General features: G+C 72.8%; 16 protein-coding genes. 10 read left to right on the forward strand and 6 right to left on the reverse strand.

The window, feature by feature from the left end:
* Positions 1-96 precede the first annotated feature (96 nt).
* Both ACQ9ZG_RS18090 and ACQ9ZG_RS18095 read left to right on the forward strand, forming a co-directional pair.
* Positions 97-1,215: an alkene reductase gene (locus tag ACQ9ZG_RS18090; protein ID WP_109915701.1), complete on the forward strand. Its 1,119-nt coding sequence runs from the start codon at positions 97-99 to the stop codon at positions 1,213-1,215.
* Positions 1,216-1,540: 325 nt separating this feature from the next.
* On the forward strand, positions 1,541-2,467 hold the full coding sequence (locus ACQ9ZG_RS18095; RefSeq protein ID WP_109916617.1) for a phosphatidylinositol-specific phospholipase C: 927 nt from the start codon (positions 1,541-1,543) through the stop codon (positions 2,465-2,467).
* A gap of 40 nt (positions 2,468-2,507) precedes the next feature.
* Here the strand turns inward: ACQ9ZG_RS18095 and ACQ9ZG_RS18100 are convergent, their stop codons facing one another.
* The 5 genes from ACQ9ZG_RS18100 to ACQ9ZG_RS18120 form a co-directional block, all read right to left on the reverse strand.
* A complete protein-coding gene (locus ACQ9ZG_RS18100; protein ID WP_109916618.1) occupies positions 2,508-3,908 on the reverse strand; it encodes a HAMP domain-containing sensor histidine kinase in 1,401 nt (466 codons plus the stop codon).
* Positions 3,909-4,090: 182 nt separating this feature from the next.
* Positions 4,091-4,831: a response regulator transcription factor gene (locus ACQ9ZG_RS18105; RefSeq protein ID WP_018490339.1), complete on the reverse strand. Its 741-nt coding sequence runs from the start codon at positions 4,829-4,831 to the stop codon at positions 4,091-4,093.
* A gap of 75 nt (positions 4,832-4,906) precedes the next feature.
* Positions 4,907-6,166 carry a S1C family serine protease gene (locus ACQ9ZG_RS18110; RefSeq protein ID WP_499280845.1) on the reverse strand — a complete coding sequence of 420 codons (1,260 nt, stop codon included), beginning with the start codon at positions 6,164-6,166 and terminating at the stop codon, positions 4,907-4,909.
* A 155-nt stretch (positions 6,167-6,321) separates the two neighbouring features.
* On the reverse strand, positions 6,322-7,356 hold the full coding sequence (locus ACQ9ZG_RS18115; RefSeq protein WP_018490341.1) for a LacI family DNA-binding transcriptional regulator: 1,035 nt from the start codon (positions 7,354-7,356) through the stop codon (positions 6,322-6,324).
* Between the two features lie 24 nt (positions 7,357-7,380).
* On the reverse strand, positions 7,381-8,187 hold the full coding sequence (locus ACQ9ZG_RS18120; protein WP_018490342.1) for a response regulator transcription factor: 807 nt from the start codon (positions 8,185-8,187) through the stop codon (positions 7,381-7,383).
* Positions 8,188-8,531: 344 nt separating this feature from the next.
* Here ACQ9ZG_RS18120 and ACQ9ZG_RS18125 point away from each other — a divergent pair, with 344 nt between their 5' ends.
* From ACQ9ZG_RS18125 to ACQ9ZG_RS18160, 8 genes are all read left to right on the forward strand, one after another.
* Positions 8,532-9,473 (forward strand): alpha/beta hydrolase, encoded by a 942-nt coding sequence (locus ACQ9ZG_RS18125; protein ID WP_109916524.1) that lies wholly within the window; start codon positions 8,532-8,534, stop codon positions 9,471-9,473.
* Positions 9,474-9,531: 58 nt separating this feature from the next.
* Positions 9,532-9,786: a MoaD/ThiS family protein gene (locus ACQ9ZG_RS18130; protein WP_018490344.1), complete on the forward strand. Its 255-nt coding sequence runs from the start codon at positions 9,532-9,534 to the stop codon at positions 9,784-9,786.
* Positions 9,787-9,796: 10 nt separating this feature from the next.
* Positions 9,797-11,422 carry a hypothetical protein gene (locus ACQ9ZG_RS18135; protein WP_499280847.1) on the forward strand — a complete coding sequence of 542 codons (1,626 nt, stop codon included), beginning with the start codon at positions 9,797-9,799 and terminating at the stop codon, positions 11,420-11,422.
* 102 nt (positions 11,423-11,524) lie between these two features.
* Positions 11,525-12,214, forward strand: a complete 690-nt coding sequence (locus tag ACQ9ZG_RS18140) for an LmeA family phospholipid-binding protein (RefSeq protein WP_028419674.1) — start codon at positions 11,525-11,527, stop codon at positions 12,212-12,214.
* 177 nt (positions 12,215-12,391) lie between these two features.
* Positions 12,392-12,472, forward strand: a complete 81-nt coding sequence (locus ACQ9ZG_RS18145) for a putative leader peptide (protein WP_350240574.1) — start codon at positions 12,392-12,394, stop codon at positions 12,470-12,472.
* Between the two features lie 172 nt (positions 12,473-12,644).
* Positions 12,645-13,484 (forward strand): sulfurtransferase, encoded by an 840-nt coding sequence (locus tag ACQ9ZG_RS18150; protein ID WP_018490347.1) that lies wholly within the window; start codon positions 12,645-12,647, stop codon positions 13,482-13,484.
* A 47-nt stretch (positions 13,485-13,531) separates the two neighbouring features.
* On the forward strand, positions 13,532-13,819 hold the full coding sequence (locus ACQ9ZG_RS18155; protein ID WP_018490348.1) for a DUF1416 domain-containing protein: 288 nt from the start codon (positions 13,532-13,534) through the stop codon (positions 13,817-13,819).
* Between the two features lie 118 nt (positions 13,820-13,937).
* On the forward strand, positions 13,938-14,258 hold the full coding sequence (locus tag ACQ9ZG_RS18160; protein WP_099218058.1) for a DUF3099 domain-containing protein: 321 nt from the start codon (positions 13,938-13,940) through the stop codon (positions 14,256-14,258).
* A 24-nt stretch (positions 14,259-14,282) separates the two neighbouring features.
* Here ACQ9ZG_RS18160 and ACQ9ZG_RS18165 read toward each other — a convergent pair whose 3' ends face one another.
* Positions 14,283-14,645: a DsrE family protein gene (locus ACQ9ZG_RS18165; RefSeq protein ID WP_018490350.1), complete on the reverse strand. Its 363-nt coding sequence runs from the start codon at positions 14,643-14,645 to the stop codon at positions 14,283-14,285.
* Positions 14,646-14,714 lie beyond the last annotated feature (69 nt).

The raw sequence follows: 14,714 nt of genomic DNA on the forward strand, positions 1-14,714 counted from the left end.
GGTCCCTTTCGGGCTTGCCCCTGACACTGATGTCAGGTTTTAGCGTAACCGCAGTGCCCGGTTCGCGGGCGCCGTGGAACGAGGAGGACGGCCGGCATGACCCTGATCGAGACCCATCCCCAGGACACTTCCCGCACCCGCCCGGGCGGGCTCTTCACCGGCTACCGGCTCGGCGGGCTCACGCTCCCCAACCGGGTGGTGATGGCCCCCATGACCCGAGCCCGGGCGGCCGCGGGGGGTCTGGCGACGCCGTCGATGGCGGCCTACTACGCCCAGCGGGCGACCGCCGGGCTCATCGTGAGCGAAGGGGTGCAGCCGAGCCTGATCGGGCAGTCGAACCCGGGCACGCCGGGGCTGTACACCGACGAGCAGGTCGCCTCCTGGCGGCCGGTGACCGACGCCGTGCACGCCAACGGCGGACGGATCTTCGCGCAGATCATGCACGGCGGGCGGGTCTCGCACCCCGACACGACCGGATCGGTGCCGGTCGGGCCGTCCGCCGTACCGGCCGCCGGGGAGGTGTTCACCCCGACCGGGTCGCAGGCCGCGCCTGTGCCCCGCGCCCTGGAGACCGGCGAGGTGCCCGAGCACGCCCGGTCGTACGCGTCCGCCGCCCGCCGGGCCGTGGAAGCCGGGTTCGACGGGGTCGAACTGCACGGCGCCAACGGCTACTTGATCTCCCAGTTCCTCTCGTCCAACGCCAACCTGCGGACGGACCGTTACGGCGGTTCCATCGCCCACCGGGTGCGGTTCGCGGTCGAGGCGGTGGAGGCGACCATCGACGCCGTCGGTGCGGAGCGGACCGGCATCCGGCTCTCGCCGGGCGGGACGTTCTGGGGCGTCGAGGAGCAGGACGTACCGGAGCTGTACACCGCACTGCTGGGGGAACTGGCACGGCTGGAACCGGCGTACGTGCACCTGGAGGCGACCACCGACGACGAGGTGCTGCTCGCTCTGCGGCGCGCGTGGCCCGGCACTCTGATCATGAACCCGGTGCTGCCGCTGGGCCCGGCGCGGACCGGGCGGGCGGACGCGGACCGCTGGCTCGGGCTGGGGGCGGAGCTGATCAGCTTCGGGCGGTCCTTCATCGCCAACCCGGACCTGGTGGAGCGGCTGCGCGGCGGTCTGCCGCTGGAGACGGAGGACGCGGCGACGTACTACCAGGGCGGCGACACGGGGTACGTCACCTACTCCTCGTACCGGCACGCGGGGTGAGGTGACCCCGGCCCGGCCCCGGCCTCTGGGGCGAGGGCGAGGGGAGTCTCTGTGCGGGGGCGGGGGCGGGGGCGGGGCGGGGCAGTGAGGTGAGGGGCGGTGCGGGGCGAGGAAGGGACGGGGCGCGGAGGGGGCGGGGTGAGGGGGGTTCGGGGCCGGGGGCTTCGGATGTGCGGGGCTGTCGCGTGAGTGGGGCCTTCGGCCGGTGGGAGCCTTCGGCCGAGAGGCACCCTCGGGGGAGTCCGGGGGTCCCCCCTCTTCCCGATCTGGCGTGTCCGCGTCAGAATTCGAGGGCCTGCCCCCCACCGCCCCTGGAGGCGCCCCCATGTCCTCGATCTCCCCCAACTCCCCTGCGGCAAACCGGCCCTTGAGTACGCGCAGGGGGTTCCTGGCCGGAGCGCTGGCCGTCTCCGCCACCGCGATCGTCGGGGCCGCGCCCGCCGTCGCCGCGACCCGCAAGGCCGTCCGGGGCACCCAGGACTGGATGGGCGGCCTGCCCGACTCCATCGAACTGCGGCGGCTCACGATCCCGGGCACGCACGACTCGGGCGCCCGGTTCGGCGGGCCGTGGGCGGAGTGCCAGAACACCACGATCGCCCAGCAGTTGCAGAGCGGCATCCGGTTCCTGGACGTACGGTGCCGGATCACCAGCGGTTCGTTCGCGATCCACCACGGGGCCGCGTTCCAGAACATGATGTTCGGCGATGTCCTCATCGCCTGCCGGGACTTCCTGGCCGCGCGGCCGAGCGAGACCGTCCTGATGCGGGTCAAGCAGGAGTACTCCTCCGAGAGCGACGCGGCGTTCCGGGCGGTCTTCGACGACTACCTGGACGTACGGGGATGGCGCTCCCTGTTCCGCATGGACTCCACGCTCCCCTCGCTCGGCGGGGCCCGGGGCAAGGTCGTGCTGCTGGCCGACAACGGCGGTCTGCCCGGGGTGCGTTACGGCGATCAGGCCCTCTTCGACATCCAGGACGACTACATGGCGGAGCCGTTCGCCAAGTACCCGAAGATCGAGGCCCAGTTCCGCAAGGCGGCCCAGCAGCCCGGCAAGTTCTTCATGAACTACGTCTCCACCGCCGCCCTGATGCCGCCCCGCTGGAACGCCGACCGGCTCAACCCCCAGGTGCACTCGCTCCTCGAACGCTCCGAGACGGCCGACTGGACGGGGCTCGGCATCGTCCCGATGGACTACCCGAACCAGCGGGGCGGGCTGGTGGAGTCATTGATCCGGCACAACCCGGCGGGGTGAGGGGCGGGCGGCCAGGGGGTGCGCGGCCCCTGCCCGCCCATCACATCCCCGGCGGCGGTGTCGGCGCCCCCGGCAGCCTGATCGTGGCGGTCGTGCCCGGGCCGCCGTCCGGGGCCGGGCGGAGGGCGATCTCGCCGCCCGCCTGCTGGACCGTGCGGGCCACGATGGAGAGGCCGAGGCCCGAGCCGGGCAGCTGGCGGGCGGAGGGGGAGCGCCAGAAGCGTTCGAAGACGTGGGGGAGTTCCTCGGCGGGGATGCCGGGGCCCCGGTCGCGTACCGTCAGCTCGCCCCGGTGCAGGCGTACATCGATCGTGGCGCGGGGCGGGCTGAACTTCACCGCGTTGTCCAGGACGTTGACGATCGCCCGCTCCAGGGTCGCCGGTTCGGCCCGTACGTACCAGGGGGCCAGGTCGTCGGTGATCGTCAGCTCGGGGCCGCGGAGGCGGGCGCGTTGCAGGGCGGTGCGGGTGATGTCGTGCAGGGCCACCACCTGGAGCGGGCCCGGCTGGGCGGCGTCGGGGCGGGCCAGTTCCTGGAGGTCGCCGATCAACGCGGCCAGCTCCGTCATCTGGGCCTTCACCGAGGCCATCAGCGCCTTGCGGTCCTCCGGCGGGATCACCCGGCCCGTCTCGTCGCTGCGCGCCAGCAGCTCCACATTGGTCCGCAGCGAGGTGAGCGGGGTGCGCAGCTCATGGCCCGCGTCCGCGATCAGCTGCGCCTGGCGGTCCCGCGAGGACGCCAACTGGGCCGTCATCGTGTTGAACGAGTTCGACAGGCGGGCGATCTCGTCCTCCCCGTCGACCGGGATCCGTACGGTCAGGTCCTCCGTACGCGCCACGTGCTCGACCGCCTCCGTCAGCTCGTCGACCGGACGCAGCCCCGCCCGCGCCACCCACAGCCCGGCCGCCCCCGCGCCGATCACCCCGATCCCGGAGACCGCCAGCAGCACCCAGGCGAGCTGGCCGAGCGGGTCGGTGACCTGGGCCATCGGGACGGCCACGGAGACCGCCAGGTTCGGGCGGTCCGGCACGGGCGCGGTGTGCACGCGCATCGCGGTGCCGTTCTCGGCCTTCGTCGTGTGCGTCGCGTCCGCGCGCAGCCCGGCCGCGACGGCCCGGTCCTCGTCCTGGACCGGGATGGCGGGCTTGCCCGGCAGCGTGCAGGGCCGGTTGCCGGTCGGGGAGACCAGCTGGATCGTGTACGGGCCCGTCACGATCTGGAGGTCGCCGGGCAGCCCGCTCGTGCAGGACGCCGTCAGCACGACGATCGCCTTCTCGGCCGGTTTGACCTGGGAGAGCGTCGTGTCGAGCTGCTCGGTCAGCCGGTCGCGCGTCGTCACCCAGCAGGCCACCGCCACCGCCGCGACCGCGACCGCCACCGCCGTGGCGACCAGCAGCGCGAGCCGCGAGCGCAGCGGGAGGGCGCGGAAGCGGCGGACCAGCCCGGTTCTCCTGGGGGAGGAGGGGGAGCCGTCTGCTCTGGTGGCCCCTGTTGCCCCTGTTGCCCCTGTTGCCCCTGTTGCCCCTGTTGCTCCGGCGGGCCTGGCCGACCCGGTGGACCCGGCCCGCCCGGTTGACCCCGTTGCCCCGCTTCCGTGGTCGGCGGGAGGAGGTTCCGCCGTGCTCACGCCTCGCCGCTCCCGTCCGCACGGAGCGCGTACCCCACCCCGCGTACGGTGTGGACCAGGCGCGGTTCGCCGCCCGCCTCCGTCTTGCGGCGCAGGTACATCACGTACACGTCCAGGGAGTTGGAGCTCGGCTCGAAGTCGAAGCCCCAGACCGCCTTGAGGATCTGCTCCCGGGTCAGCACCTGGCGCGGGTGGGACAGGAACATCTCCAGCAGCGTGAACTCGGTGCGCGTCAGCTCCACCCGCCGGCCGCCCCGGGTGACCTCGCGGGTGGCCAGGTCCATCCGCAGGTCCGCGAAGGAGAGCACGTCGTCGTCGGGGGCCTGGGCGCCCGCCGCCGCTGCCGACGCGTACGAGCTGCGGCGCAGCAGGGCCCGGATGCGGGCGAACAGCTCGTCCAGCTCGAACGGCTTGACCAGGTAGTCGTCGGCGCCCGCGTCCAGGCCGGTGACCCGGTCCCCGACGGTGTCGCGGGCGGTCAGCATGAGGATGGGCGTGGTGGAGCCGGTGGCGCGGATGCGGCGGGCGGCGGTGAGGCCGTCCATCCGGGGCATCTGGATGTCCAGGACGATGAGGTCGGGGCCGTACGCCTCGGCCATCGCCAGGGCGTCGTACCCGTCGACCGCGACCTGGGTGCCGTACCCCTCGAAGGCCAGGCTGCGCTGCAGCGCCTCGCGTACGGCAGGTTCGTCGTCGACGATCAGGATGCGCTGGGGATCGTCTTCGGCGGGGCTCATCGCTGTCTCGTCCTCTTCTCGTTCCGGCCTGGTCCGTCCGCTCCGCGTCCGCGGGGAGCTCTCAGCCTCGCACGGTCAGCCGTTGTTCCCCGCGCGCAGGGTGTCCAGGTCGGCCTTGAGCGTGTTCACCGGGATCGCGAAGCCGAGGCCCACGCTGCCCGCCGACGAACCGCTGCCCGCCGCCGACGAACTGGGCGAGTACATCGCGGAGTTGATCCCGATGATCTCCCCGTCCATGTTGATCAGCGCGCCGCCGGAGTTGCCGGGGTTGAGCGAGGCATCGGTCTGCAGCGCCTTGTACGTGGTCGTCTGCTCACCGGTGTCGCCGTTGAACTGCTGCCCGCCGAACTCGAACGGCCACTGCTGGCCGCCGCCCTGCCTGCCCTGGCCCTGGCCCGAGCTGCCGGAGTCGTCCTTGGCGATGGTCACGTCCCGGTCCAGTGCCGAGATGATCCCGCTGGTGACCGTGCCCGTCAGCCCCTCCGGCGAGCCGATCGCCACGACCTCGTCACCCACCTTGACCTGCGAGGAGTCCCCGAGCGCGGCCGTCTTCAGCCCGCTCGCGCCGCGCAGCTTGATCAGTGCCAGGTCCTTGTCGGGGTCGGTGCCCACGACATCGGCGGTGTAGGTCTTGCCGGTGGAGAGCGTGACCTCGATCTGCTGGGCGCCCGAGATCACGTGGTTGTTGGTGACGATCTCGCCGTCCTCGGTGATCACGACCCCGGAGCCGGTGGACTTGCCCGCCGAGGAGGCCGCCCCGATCTCGACGATGGCGGGCGAGACCGCCTCCGCGACGCCCGCGACCGTGCCCTTGCTGCTCTGCGAGACCGTGGTGCCCCGGACCGTGCCCGGGGAGCCGGTCGCCTGGGCGGAGCCGCTGTTCAGCTGGCCGATCAGGGTCGCCGTACCGCCGCCGATCGCCCCGGCGGCGATCGCGACCGCCGCCAGCAGCGCCACCGGGCGCTTGGCCCTGCGCCGGCCGGCGGGGGCGGGACCGGGTGCGGGGGTGGGGGCGTACGGGGGCGGCGGCGGGAAGCCGCCCGAGCCCGCAGCCGAGCCCGCACCACCGTCGTACGCCGTGCTGCCGTGAACCGCGCCGTCGTACGCCGTGCCGTCGTGAACCGAGCCGTCGTGCGCCGTGCTGCCGTGCGCCGCCGAGCCGTACGCCGGGGTCTGCGCGCTCCCGCCGTGCGCGCCGCCGCCGGGCGCCGTGTCGCCGGGTGCCGTGCTGCTGTACGTCGTCCCGTCGTACGCCGTGCTGTCGTACGGGTACGGGTACGGGGTCGGGTCCTGGTCCGTCGTCTGCGCGCCGCTCGGGCGGGGGCTCTCCGTCATGTGCATCAGCCTCGCGAGCGAAGATGAGAGCACCCTGAGTACGTCCTGAGAAGCCCGGAAGAAGCGCGTATGCCCGCTGTAAAGACGCGTGGGGCCGCTGGAAGGACGCCTAGGGCCGCTGGAAGGACCAGGGCCGCCACCTCGTCGGCGGGGTGCTACGGAGTCGGCTCCCCGCACCCGCACGAGCGCCGGACCACCAGCGCCGAGGGGAACTGCTTCAGCCGCTCCCGGCGCGAGCCCACGACCCGGAGCGAGTCGTCCAGCACCAGGTCCACCGCCGCCCGCGCCATCGCCGGGCGGTCGGAGAAGACCGTGGTCAGCGGCGGATCGGTGAGCCCGGCCTCCTTCACGTCGTCGAAGCCGGCCACCGCCAGCTCGCCGGGCACGTCGATGCGCAGCTCGCGCGCGGCCCGCAGCACCCCGATGGCCTGGTCGTCCGTGGCGCAGAAGATCGCCGGGGGGCGGTCCGGGCCGGCGAGCAGCCCGAGGGCCACCTGATAGGCGTCGTACCGGTTGTACGGGGCCTGGAAGAGCCGGCCCTCCGTCGAGCGGCCGGACTCCCGCATCGCCCGGCGCCACCCCTCGACGTGGTCCGCGACCGGGTCGCCGACCGCCGGGGTCTCCTCCGTGCCGCCGAGGCACGCCACGTACGCGTGGCCGTGCTCCAGCAGATGGCGGGTGGCGAGCTGGGCGCCGCCGACGTCGTCCGTCACGACCGCCACGTCGTCGATCGCCTCGGGGCGCTCGTGCAGCAGCACGACCCGGGCGTCCCAGGCCTCTATCTCCGCCGCCGCGCGCTCGCTGGGGCCCTGGCTGACGAGGATCAGGCCGGAGACGCGCATCCCGAGGAAGGCCCGCAGATAGTGGACCTCGCGCTCGTCGCGGTAGTCGGAGTTGCCGACGAGCACCATCTTCCCGCGCTCGGCGGCGGCCTGTTCGACCGCGTGCGCCATCTCCGCGAAGAAGGGCTGCCGGGCGTCCGGGACGATCATTCCTATGAGGTCGGTCCGCCGCGAGGCCATGGCCTGGGCGACCCGGTCGGGCCGGTACCCCAGCTGCTTGATCGCGGCGAGCACCCGCTCGCGCGTGGCCGGGGCGACCGGCCGGGGTCCGTTGTTGATGACGTAGCTGACGACCGCGGTCGACGTCCCCGCCAGTCTCGCCACATCGTCCCGCGTCACCTTGGCCACGCGCGGCAGTCTACGCGGATGGACCTATCCCTTGGCAGCCCGGACCGGGGCTTCTTCCTCCGCCGTGGCCGAAGAGGACTGCTCCGAACGGGCGACGGGGTCGTCGGCCTTCTGCCGTCCGGCGGCCCGCTCCTTCGCCTCCTCGGCGGCGCGCTCGACCTTCTCCGGCACGACGAAGCGGTAGCCGACGTTGCGGACGGTCCCGATCAGCGACTCGTGCTCGGGGCCCAGCTTCGCGCGCAGCCGCCGGACGTGGACGTCGACCGTCCGCGTACCGCCGAAGTAGTCGTAACCCCAGACCTCCTGGAGGAGCTGGGCGCGGGTGAACACCCGGCCCGGGTGCTGCGCCAGGTATTTCAGCAGTTCGAATTCCTTGAAGGTCAGGTCCAGGACCCGGCCTTTGAGTTTCGCGCTGTAGGTGGCCTCGTCGACGGAGAGATCACCGTTGCGGATCTCCATCGGGGAGTCGTCGGAGGTGATCTGCTGGCGGCCGGTGGCCAGCCGCAGCCGGGCCTCGACCTCGGCGGGCCCCGCGGTGTCCAGCAGGACGTCGTCGATGCCCCAGTCGGCGGTGACGGCCGCGAGACCGCCCTCGGTGACGACGAGGATCAGCGGACAGCCGGGCCCGGTGGAGCGCAGCAGCTGACAGAGCGAGCGGACCTGGGGGAGGTCGCGGCGCCCGTCGATGAGGATCACGTCGGCGCCCGGGGTGTCCACCAGGGCCGGGCCCTCGGCCGGGGCCACCCGCACGCTGTGGAGCAGGAGCCCGAGCGCGGGGAGCACCTCCGTCGACGGCTGGAGTGCGTTCGTGAGAAGCAGCAGTGAACTCATCGCCGCCCACCTGCCTGGCTCGGTCGATCGTGTTGCACGGTTCGCTCGCCCATTACGTCGGTCCTCCTCGTTCCCTGCGAGAGGGGCACTCCCGGGTCGGACCCGGGGGAGTATGCGGCACTGCTTCGTACGTCAGCCGGTATTACGTGCGATCCCGCGCCCCGGGGACCGCTGAGCTTCTCGAAACGTCTGCGTAACAACGCCCGGGAAAGCACAAAAGGACCCGGGGGCTGCATTGCCCAGGTCCTCTTCGCAGCAGAATAGCCCACATGAGTTCCGCGTCCGAGGGTCCGATCCAGGGTTCTTCTGTTCCCTTGCTCACGCAGGTACCGCGTTTCGCCACATTGCTGACGGATGACGGCGTACCGGTCGAGGCGGTGTACGAACCGTGTACGGCGGGTTCCGGCACGGGCCCCGGGGCGCCTCCCGGAGCCCGTGCGGAGGCGGTGGCCGACATCCCCGCGATCGTCGTCGCGCACGGCTTCACCGGCTCGGTCGACCGCCCTGCCGTCCGCCGTGCCGCTCGGGTGTTCTCCCAGCGTGCGGCCGTGATCACGTTCTCGTTCCGGGGGCACGGACGGTCCGGCGGGCGCTCCACGGTGGGCGACCGCGAGGTGCTGGATCTGGCCGCCGCGGTGGGCTGGGCGCGGGCCCTCGGGCACTCCCGGGTCGTGACGGTCGGCTTCTCCATGGGCGGCTCCGTGGCGCTCCGGCACGGCGCTCTGTATACGGATCCCTCCTCGAAACGGAGTCCGGGGTGCGGCCCGGGTGGATCCGGGGCATCGGATGCATCCGATCGTGTGCCGGAGCGCGAGAGGCGCACAGCGAAGCATTCGGGGGCGCACTTCGGCGCGCAGGCGGCGGACGCCGTCGCGGCCCCGTGTGACGCGTATGCGGACGCCGTGGTTTCGGTCAGCGCACCGGCCCGCTGGTACTACCGGGGCACGGCCCCGATGCGCCGGCTGCACTGGGCGGTCACCCGGCCCTCGGGGCGGCTCGTCGGGCGGTACGGGTTCCGTACCCGGATCGCCACCGAGGAGTGGGACCCCGTGCCGCTCTCCCCGGTCGCCGCGGTCCCGCTCATCGCCCCGGCCCCGCTGCTCCTCGTCCACGGCGACCGGGACCCCTACTTCCCGCTCGACCACCCCCGGATGCTGGCCGAGGCGGCGGGGGAGGGTGGAGCGGAGCTGTGGCTGGAGCGGGGGATGGGGCACGCGGAGAACGCGGCGGACGACGCCCTGCTGGCCCGGATCGCCGCCTGGGCGACGGGCGCGCCGCGCGCGTGACCCATCATGGAGGGCCGACGCACGACGCGTCCGACGAACCGACCGAAGGAGTTGCGCCATGGCAGCGGGGACGATCCGCTACTGGGCCGCGGCCAAGGCCGCCGCGGGCACCGCGGAGGAGCCGTACGCGGCGGCGACCCTCGCCGAGGCGCTCGACGCCGTACGCGAACGGCATCCGGGCGAGCTGAGCCGGGTGCTCCAGCGGTGCTCGTTCCTCATCGACGGCAATCCCGTCGGTACCCGTGGGCATGAGACCGTACGCCTTGCCGAGGGCGGCACGGTCGAGGTGCTCCCGCCGTTCGCAGGAGGATGAACCGCAGGCCATGAGCAGCAGCGATCAGCAGTACCCGTATCCGTACGAGCCCCGGCAGCAGCCGCCCGTGCCGCCGCAGTCGTCCGTGCCGCAGTCGTCCGTTCCGACGTCGCCTGTGACGCAGCCGCAGCCGCAGCCGCAGCCGCATCAGCCCGCGCAGCAGCACTGGCCCGACGGGACGGCCGGGCAGTCGGCCCTGCCCCAGGAGCCGGGCTCCTTCGACCAGGGCGCGACCCAGACCTGGCAGGCGCCGACCTGGGACACCCAGTACCAGCCGACGATCCGGCGGGACGCGGCGCCTCAGGGGTACGGACAGCCGGAGCCGGACGCGTACGGTGCGCCTCGGCCGGTGGCGTACGGGGCGGGGGCGGGCGCGTACGGGGACGGGCAGGGCTCCGGGTCGTACGGCGACGGGCAGGGCTCCGGGTCGTACGGAGGAGGCCAGGGCTCCGGTTCGTACGGGGGCGGGCAGGGTTCGGGTGCGTACGGGATGGCTCAGCCGTCGCAGCCGTACCAAGCGCCCCAGCCGTACCAGGAGCCCCAGCAGCGGGCGCAGTACGGGGAGCCGCAGTATCAGGAGGGGCAGTACGGCCAGCCCCACCAGCCTCAGTCGCCCCAGCACCCTCAGCACCAGGGCCGGCCCCAGCCCCCGGCCGCCCAGCCTGAGCACCAGCCCCACCAGCCGGTGCCCTCCGCCGCCGACACCGCGTACGTGCCCCCGCAGGGCGCCTCCGGCTCCCTCCCGCTGCCGCCCGAGGCCCCGGCCCAGGCCTCGGCCTCAGCCACTCCCGCACCCGCGTCGCAGGCCCCGGCACAGCCGCAGGCCGCCCGGCTCGACGACTCCGGCTACAGCGCGCCCACCACCCTCGGCAACGCCCGGATCACCGACGCCCAGCGGGCCAGGGCCGAGGGGCGGTCCCCGATCATCGCGCCCGGGATGCAGCCCGCCGCGCTCACCGCCGGGCTCGGCCTGCTCCTCGCGGGCGGCGCGGCCATCGGCACGTACGCCCTGCTCGTCCCGCTCGTCCTGCTCCAGGCGCTGACGGCCGCCGGGTGGTTCCGGCTCAACGGCATGTGGCCCGCCCGCCAGGGCATCGCGCTCGCCTTCGCCGGCGGTCTCGTCGCCGATGTCGCGCTCCTCACGGCGGGCCGGGAGCACGGGCCCGCCGCGCTCCTGGGCACGCTGGGCGTCTGGGTGCTGCTCACCGTGGTCCTCCAGCTCCGCAGCCACGCGGCCGCCGACGAGCGGCTGTACGGCCTGATGGCCACGGTCGTCTCGGCGGCCCTCGCGGTCCTGGCCGCCGGGCACCTCGCGGCGGCCGGGGACGCCGTGGTGGTCGGCGGTGTGGCGGTCGCGGCCGCCGTGCTCGCCCGGGCCCTCCCGCTCCCCGGCGTCGCGTCGGTCGTGGTGGCGCTGCTCGCGGGCGCGGGTGCGGGTGTCGCGACGGGCGGTCTCACGGAGTACGGCGGCCAGGGCGCGCTGCTCGGCCTCGCGGCGGGCGTCTGCGCGCTGGTCGGGCTGCGGGTGGCGAGCTACGACTACCCGTCGCGCTTCGTCCACATGACGGCCGGGGTGGCGCTGCCGCTCACCGCGGCGGCCCCCGCGGTCTACCTGATCGGCCGCGCGCTGGTCTGACGTGTACTCAACGGGGTAACCGCCCCGGGAACCGATCGGGGGGCGCCGCTCGTCGATCACCCGGGGGACCGACCGTACGGCTGAGGTGGGGGAACGACACACATGCGCGCACTGCGAATACTGCTGGTCCTGCTGGTGGTGGTCGGCGGGATCTTCGTCGCCGTCGACCGGGTGGCCGTCCATCTCGCGGAGTCGGAGGCCGAGGACCGGGTCAGTATCAGCGGGGGCAGCGCCGGGAAGACCGAGATATCGATCAAGGGCTTCCCCTTCCTCACCCAGGTCGCCGCCTCCCGGCTCGACCGGGTGGACGTCTCCCTCAGCGGGATGCGGACCGAGGCCGGCGGCCGCGCGGTCCGGGTCGACGAGGTCCGGGCCGAGCTGTACGACGTGAAGCTCGGCGCCGGTTACTCCACCGCCACGGCGGCCCGTGCCACCGGCACCGCCCTCGTCTCGTACAAGGACCTGACGGCCGCGGCGGACGACGGCGTCACCGTCGCGTACGGCGGCGACGGCAAGGTGAAGGTCACCGGCACGGTCGAGGTCCTCGGCCGCTCGATCTCCCGCAGCGTGCTCTCCACGGTGACCCAGGTCGACGGCGACACGGTCAAGGTGCGCGCGGACGAGGTGCCGGGCGAGGGCATTCCGGGCGTGGAGCAGCTGGTGCGCCAGAAGACGGACTTCGAGCGCGACATCGACGGTCTGCCGAAGGGGCTGGAGCTGCGGAAGACCCAGGTCACGGAGAAGGGCCTGGAGATCGCGCTGGAGGGCTCGGACGTCTCGCTGACGGGCTGACCTCTCCGCATAGTGAGACGGCGATGTCCGTTCCGTAGATGCGTGGCGGCGGGGGAGCGGCGGGGAACCGGCTCCGGGGTGCATGCGCCGCCCTCGCATCTCGCATCATGGATGATCGCGTCTCACCATGCGACACGACGGTGACATCTCCGCCCGTACCTCCCTACGATCGGACGCATGAAGCGACAGGCGGATCTCACGAAGCGGCGGGCAGTAGACCTGTGCCGCGTCGCCGCCATGCTCTGTCGCACCTCCTGAGCGGGACGTTCGTCCGTCCCGCCGCTCCCGGCCCTTCGACCGCACTGTCGGGGCCGGCCCCCGTGCCCGTACGCGCCACGCTCCGTCCGTCCGCGTGTACACCCCGCACACCCGCACCACGCACTCCGCATCTCGCACCACCCCGCCGCAGACTGCCCCGGAGGAGAAGAACATGAGCCGCAGCGACGTCCTGGTAGACGCCGACTGGGTCGAGGCCCACCTCGACGACCCGCAGGTTGCCATCGTCGAGGTCGACGAGGACACCTCGGCGTACGAGAAGAACCACATCAAGAACGCGATCCGGATCGACTGGACGAAGGACCTCCAGGACCCGGTCCGCCGTGACTTCGTGGACCAGGCCGGCTTCGAGAAGCTGCTCAGCGAGAAGGGCATCGCCAACGACACGCTGGTCGTCCTCTACGGCGGCAACAACAACTGGTTCGCGTCCTACGCCTACTGGTACTTCAAGCTGTACGGCCACGAGAACGTCAAGCTCCTCGACGGCGGCCGCAAGAAGTGGGAGCTGGACTCCCGCGACCTGACCGACGCCGTCCCGACGCGCCCGGCCACCGAGTACAAGGCCAAGCCGCAGGACGAGTCGATCCGTGCCTACCGCGACGACGTCGTGAAGGCCATCGGCAGCCAGAACCTGGTCGACGTGCGCTCGCCCGACGAGTTCAGCGGCAAGCTGCTCGCCCCGGCGCACCTCCCGCAGGAGCAGTCGCAGCGCCCCGGCCACGTGCCGAGCGCCCGCAACATCCCGTGGTCGAAGAACGCCAACGACGACGGCACCTTCAAGTCGGACGACGAGCTGAAGGCCCTCTACGAGGCCGAGCAGGTCGACCTGGCGAAGGACACCATCGCCTACTGCCGCATCGGTGAGCGTTCCGCGCTCACCTGGTTCGTCCTGCACGAGCTGCTGGGCCAGGAGAACGTCAAGAACTACGACGGTTCCTGGACCGAGTACGGCTCCCTCGTCGGCGTGCCGATCGAGCTGGGCCCCGCCAAGTAGCCGACCGACCCGACCGACCCGCACGACCCGACCAGAAGGACAGAACCATGTGTGGAGCAAAGGCCGGCGGCCCCGACGCTTCGACGATCAAGCCCGGTGAGACCACCATCCAGGGCAGCGTGACCCGCGACGGCGAGCCCGTCACCGGTTACGTCCGCCTGCTGGACTCGACCGGCGAGTTCACCGCCGAGGTCCCGACCTCGGCGACCGGACAGTTCCGCTTCTACGCGGCCGAGGGCACCTGGACGCTCCGCGCCCTGGTTCCGGGCGGCAGCGCCGACCGCACGGTCGTCGCGCAGACCGGCGGGCTCTCCGAGGTCGCGATCGCCGTCTGATCCGCGGCACGGCCGTCCGACCGACGGCACCGATACGGCCGAAGGGCCGCACCCCAGGGGGTTGGACGCCACCTGACGCGGGGTGCGGCCCTTCGCGCCGTTCCGGGCGGTTCCCGGGCTGTTCCGCGCCGTTCCGGGTCGTTCTGTCACGGAGGCCCGGCGACCGTCCTACGCTGGAGGCATGTACGCCCGACGCCGGCGGAACTACTTCCTCCTGATGGGCGGATGCGTCGTCCTCTTCGTCTCCGCCTGGGCCGTCGTCCGTCTCTGGTCGATGCCCGCCGCCATCGCGATGTGCCTGGTAGCGATGGTGATCCCGCCCGTCGCCGCGATACTCGCCAACCGGCGGGGGCCGGAGGACCGGTGGTGGGACGACCCCTCCGGCGACCCGGAGTCCGACGAGTGGTGGGACGAGCTGGACGGCAGGAAGCGGTACTGAGCCAGGGTCGGATACGGGGGACGGTCAGTAGACGAGCGCCTGCGTGCCGTCCGCCATGGCCTCCTGCACGAAGACCTGCGCCCCCGCGATCCGTACGCCCTTCAGCACGTCCTGCTCCGTGATCTCCCGCCGCGCCGCACACTGCGTGCAGAGGGTGACCCGGCCGCCCGCCAGGATCGAGTCGATCAGATCGGGCAGCGGGGCGGCGTGCGGCAGCTCGAACTCGGCGGCCCGGCCCGGCAGCGCGAACCACGACGACTCCCCGGTCAGCCAGAGCGAGACCTCCACGCCACTGGCCACGGCCACCGCCGCCACGGTGAAGGCCTGCGAGCAGCGCTCGGCGGCCTCGGGCCCGGCGGTCACCTTGATCACGAGCTTCTTCGACATACACCGAACTGTAATCCTCCACCGGACAACCTCCCCCCTGACCTGCGAGTCATCTGTGCGCGCGGATGC

It is taken from the genome of Streptomyces araujoniae (assembly GCF_050871195.1).
Classification (GTDB): Bacteria; Actinomycetota; Actinomycetes; order Streptomycetales; family Streptomycetaceae; genus Streptomyces; species Streptomyces bacillaris.

What these genes read in the sequence shown, in the direction of transcription:
- ACQ9ZG_RS18095 (WP_109916617.1), top strand. Translation starts at nt 1,541, where the DNA reads ATGTCCTCGATCTCCCCCAACTCCCCTGCGGCAAACCGGCCCTTGAGT.
- ACQ9ZG_RS18165 (WP_018490350.1), bottom strand. Translation starts at nt 14,645, where the DNA reads ATGTCGAAGAAGCTCGTGATCAAGGTGACCGCCGGGCCCGAGGCCGCC.
- ACQ9ZG_RS18155 (WP_018490348.1), top strand. Translation starts at nt 13,532, where the DNA reads ATGTGTGGAGCAAAGGCCGGCGGCCCCGACGCTTCGACGATCAAGCCC.
- ACQ9ZG_RS18130 (WP_018490344.1), top strand. Translation starts at nt 9,532, where the DNA reads ATGGCAGCGGGGACGATCCGCTACTGGGCCGCGGCCAAGGCCGCCGCG.
- ACQ9ZG_RS18090 (WP_109915701.1), top strand. Translation starts at nt 97, where the DNA reads ATGACCCTGATCGAGACCCATCCCCAGGACACTTCCCGCACCCGCCCG.
- ACQ9ZG_RS18150 (WP_018490347.1), top strand. Translation starts at nt 12,645, where the DNA reads ATGAGCCGCAGCGACGTCCTGGTAGACGCCGACTGGGTCGAGGCCCAC.
- ACQ9ZG_RS18140 (WP_028419674.1), top strand. Translation starts at nt 11,525, where the DNA reads ATGCGCGCACTGCGAATACTGCTGGTCCTGCTGGTGGTGGTCGGCGGG.
- ACQ9ZG_RS18110 (WP_499280845.1), bottom strand. Translation starts at nt 6,166, where the DNA reads ATGACGGAGAGCCCCCGCCCGAGCGGCGCGCAGACGACGGACCAGGAC.
- ACQ9ZG_RS18135 (WP_499280847.1), top strand. Translation starts at nt 9,797, where the DNA reads ATGAGCAGCAGCGATCAGCAGTACCCGTATCCGTACGAGCCCCGGCAG.
- ACQ9ZG_RS18145 (WP_350240574.1), top strand. Translation starts at nt 12,392, where the DNA reads ATGAAGCGACAGGCGGATCTCACGAAGCGGCGGGCAGTAGACCTGTGC.
- ACQ9ZG_RS18120 (WP_018490342.1), bottom strand. Translation starts at nt 8,187, where the DNA reads ATGAGTTCACTGCTGCTTCTCACGAACGCACTCCAGCCGTCGACGGAG.
- ACQ9ZG_RS18105 (WP_018490339.1), bottom strand. Translation starts at nt 4,831, where the DNA reads ATGAGCCCCGCCGAAGACGATCCCCAGCGCATCCTGATCGTCGACGAC.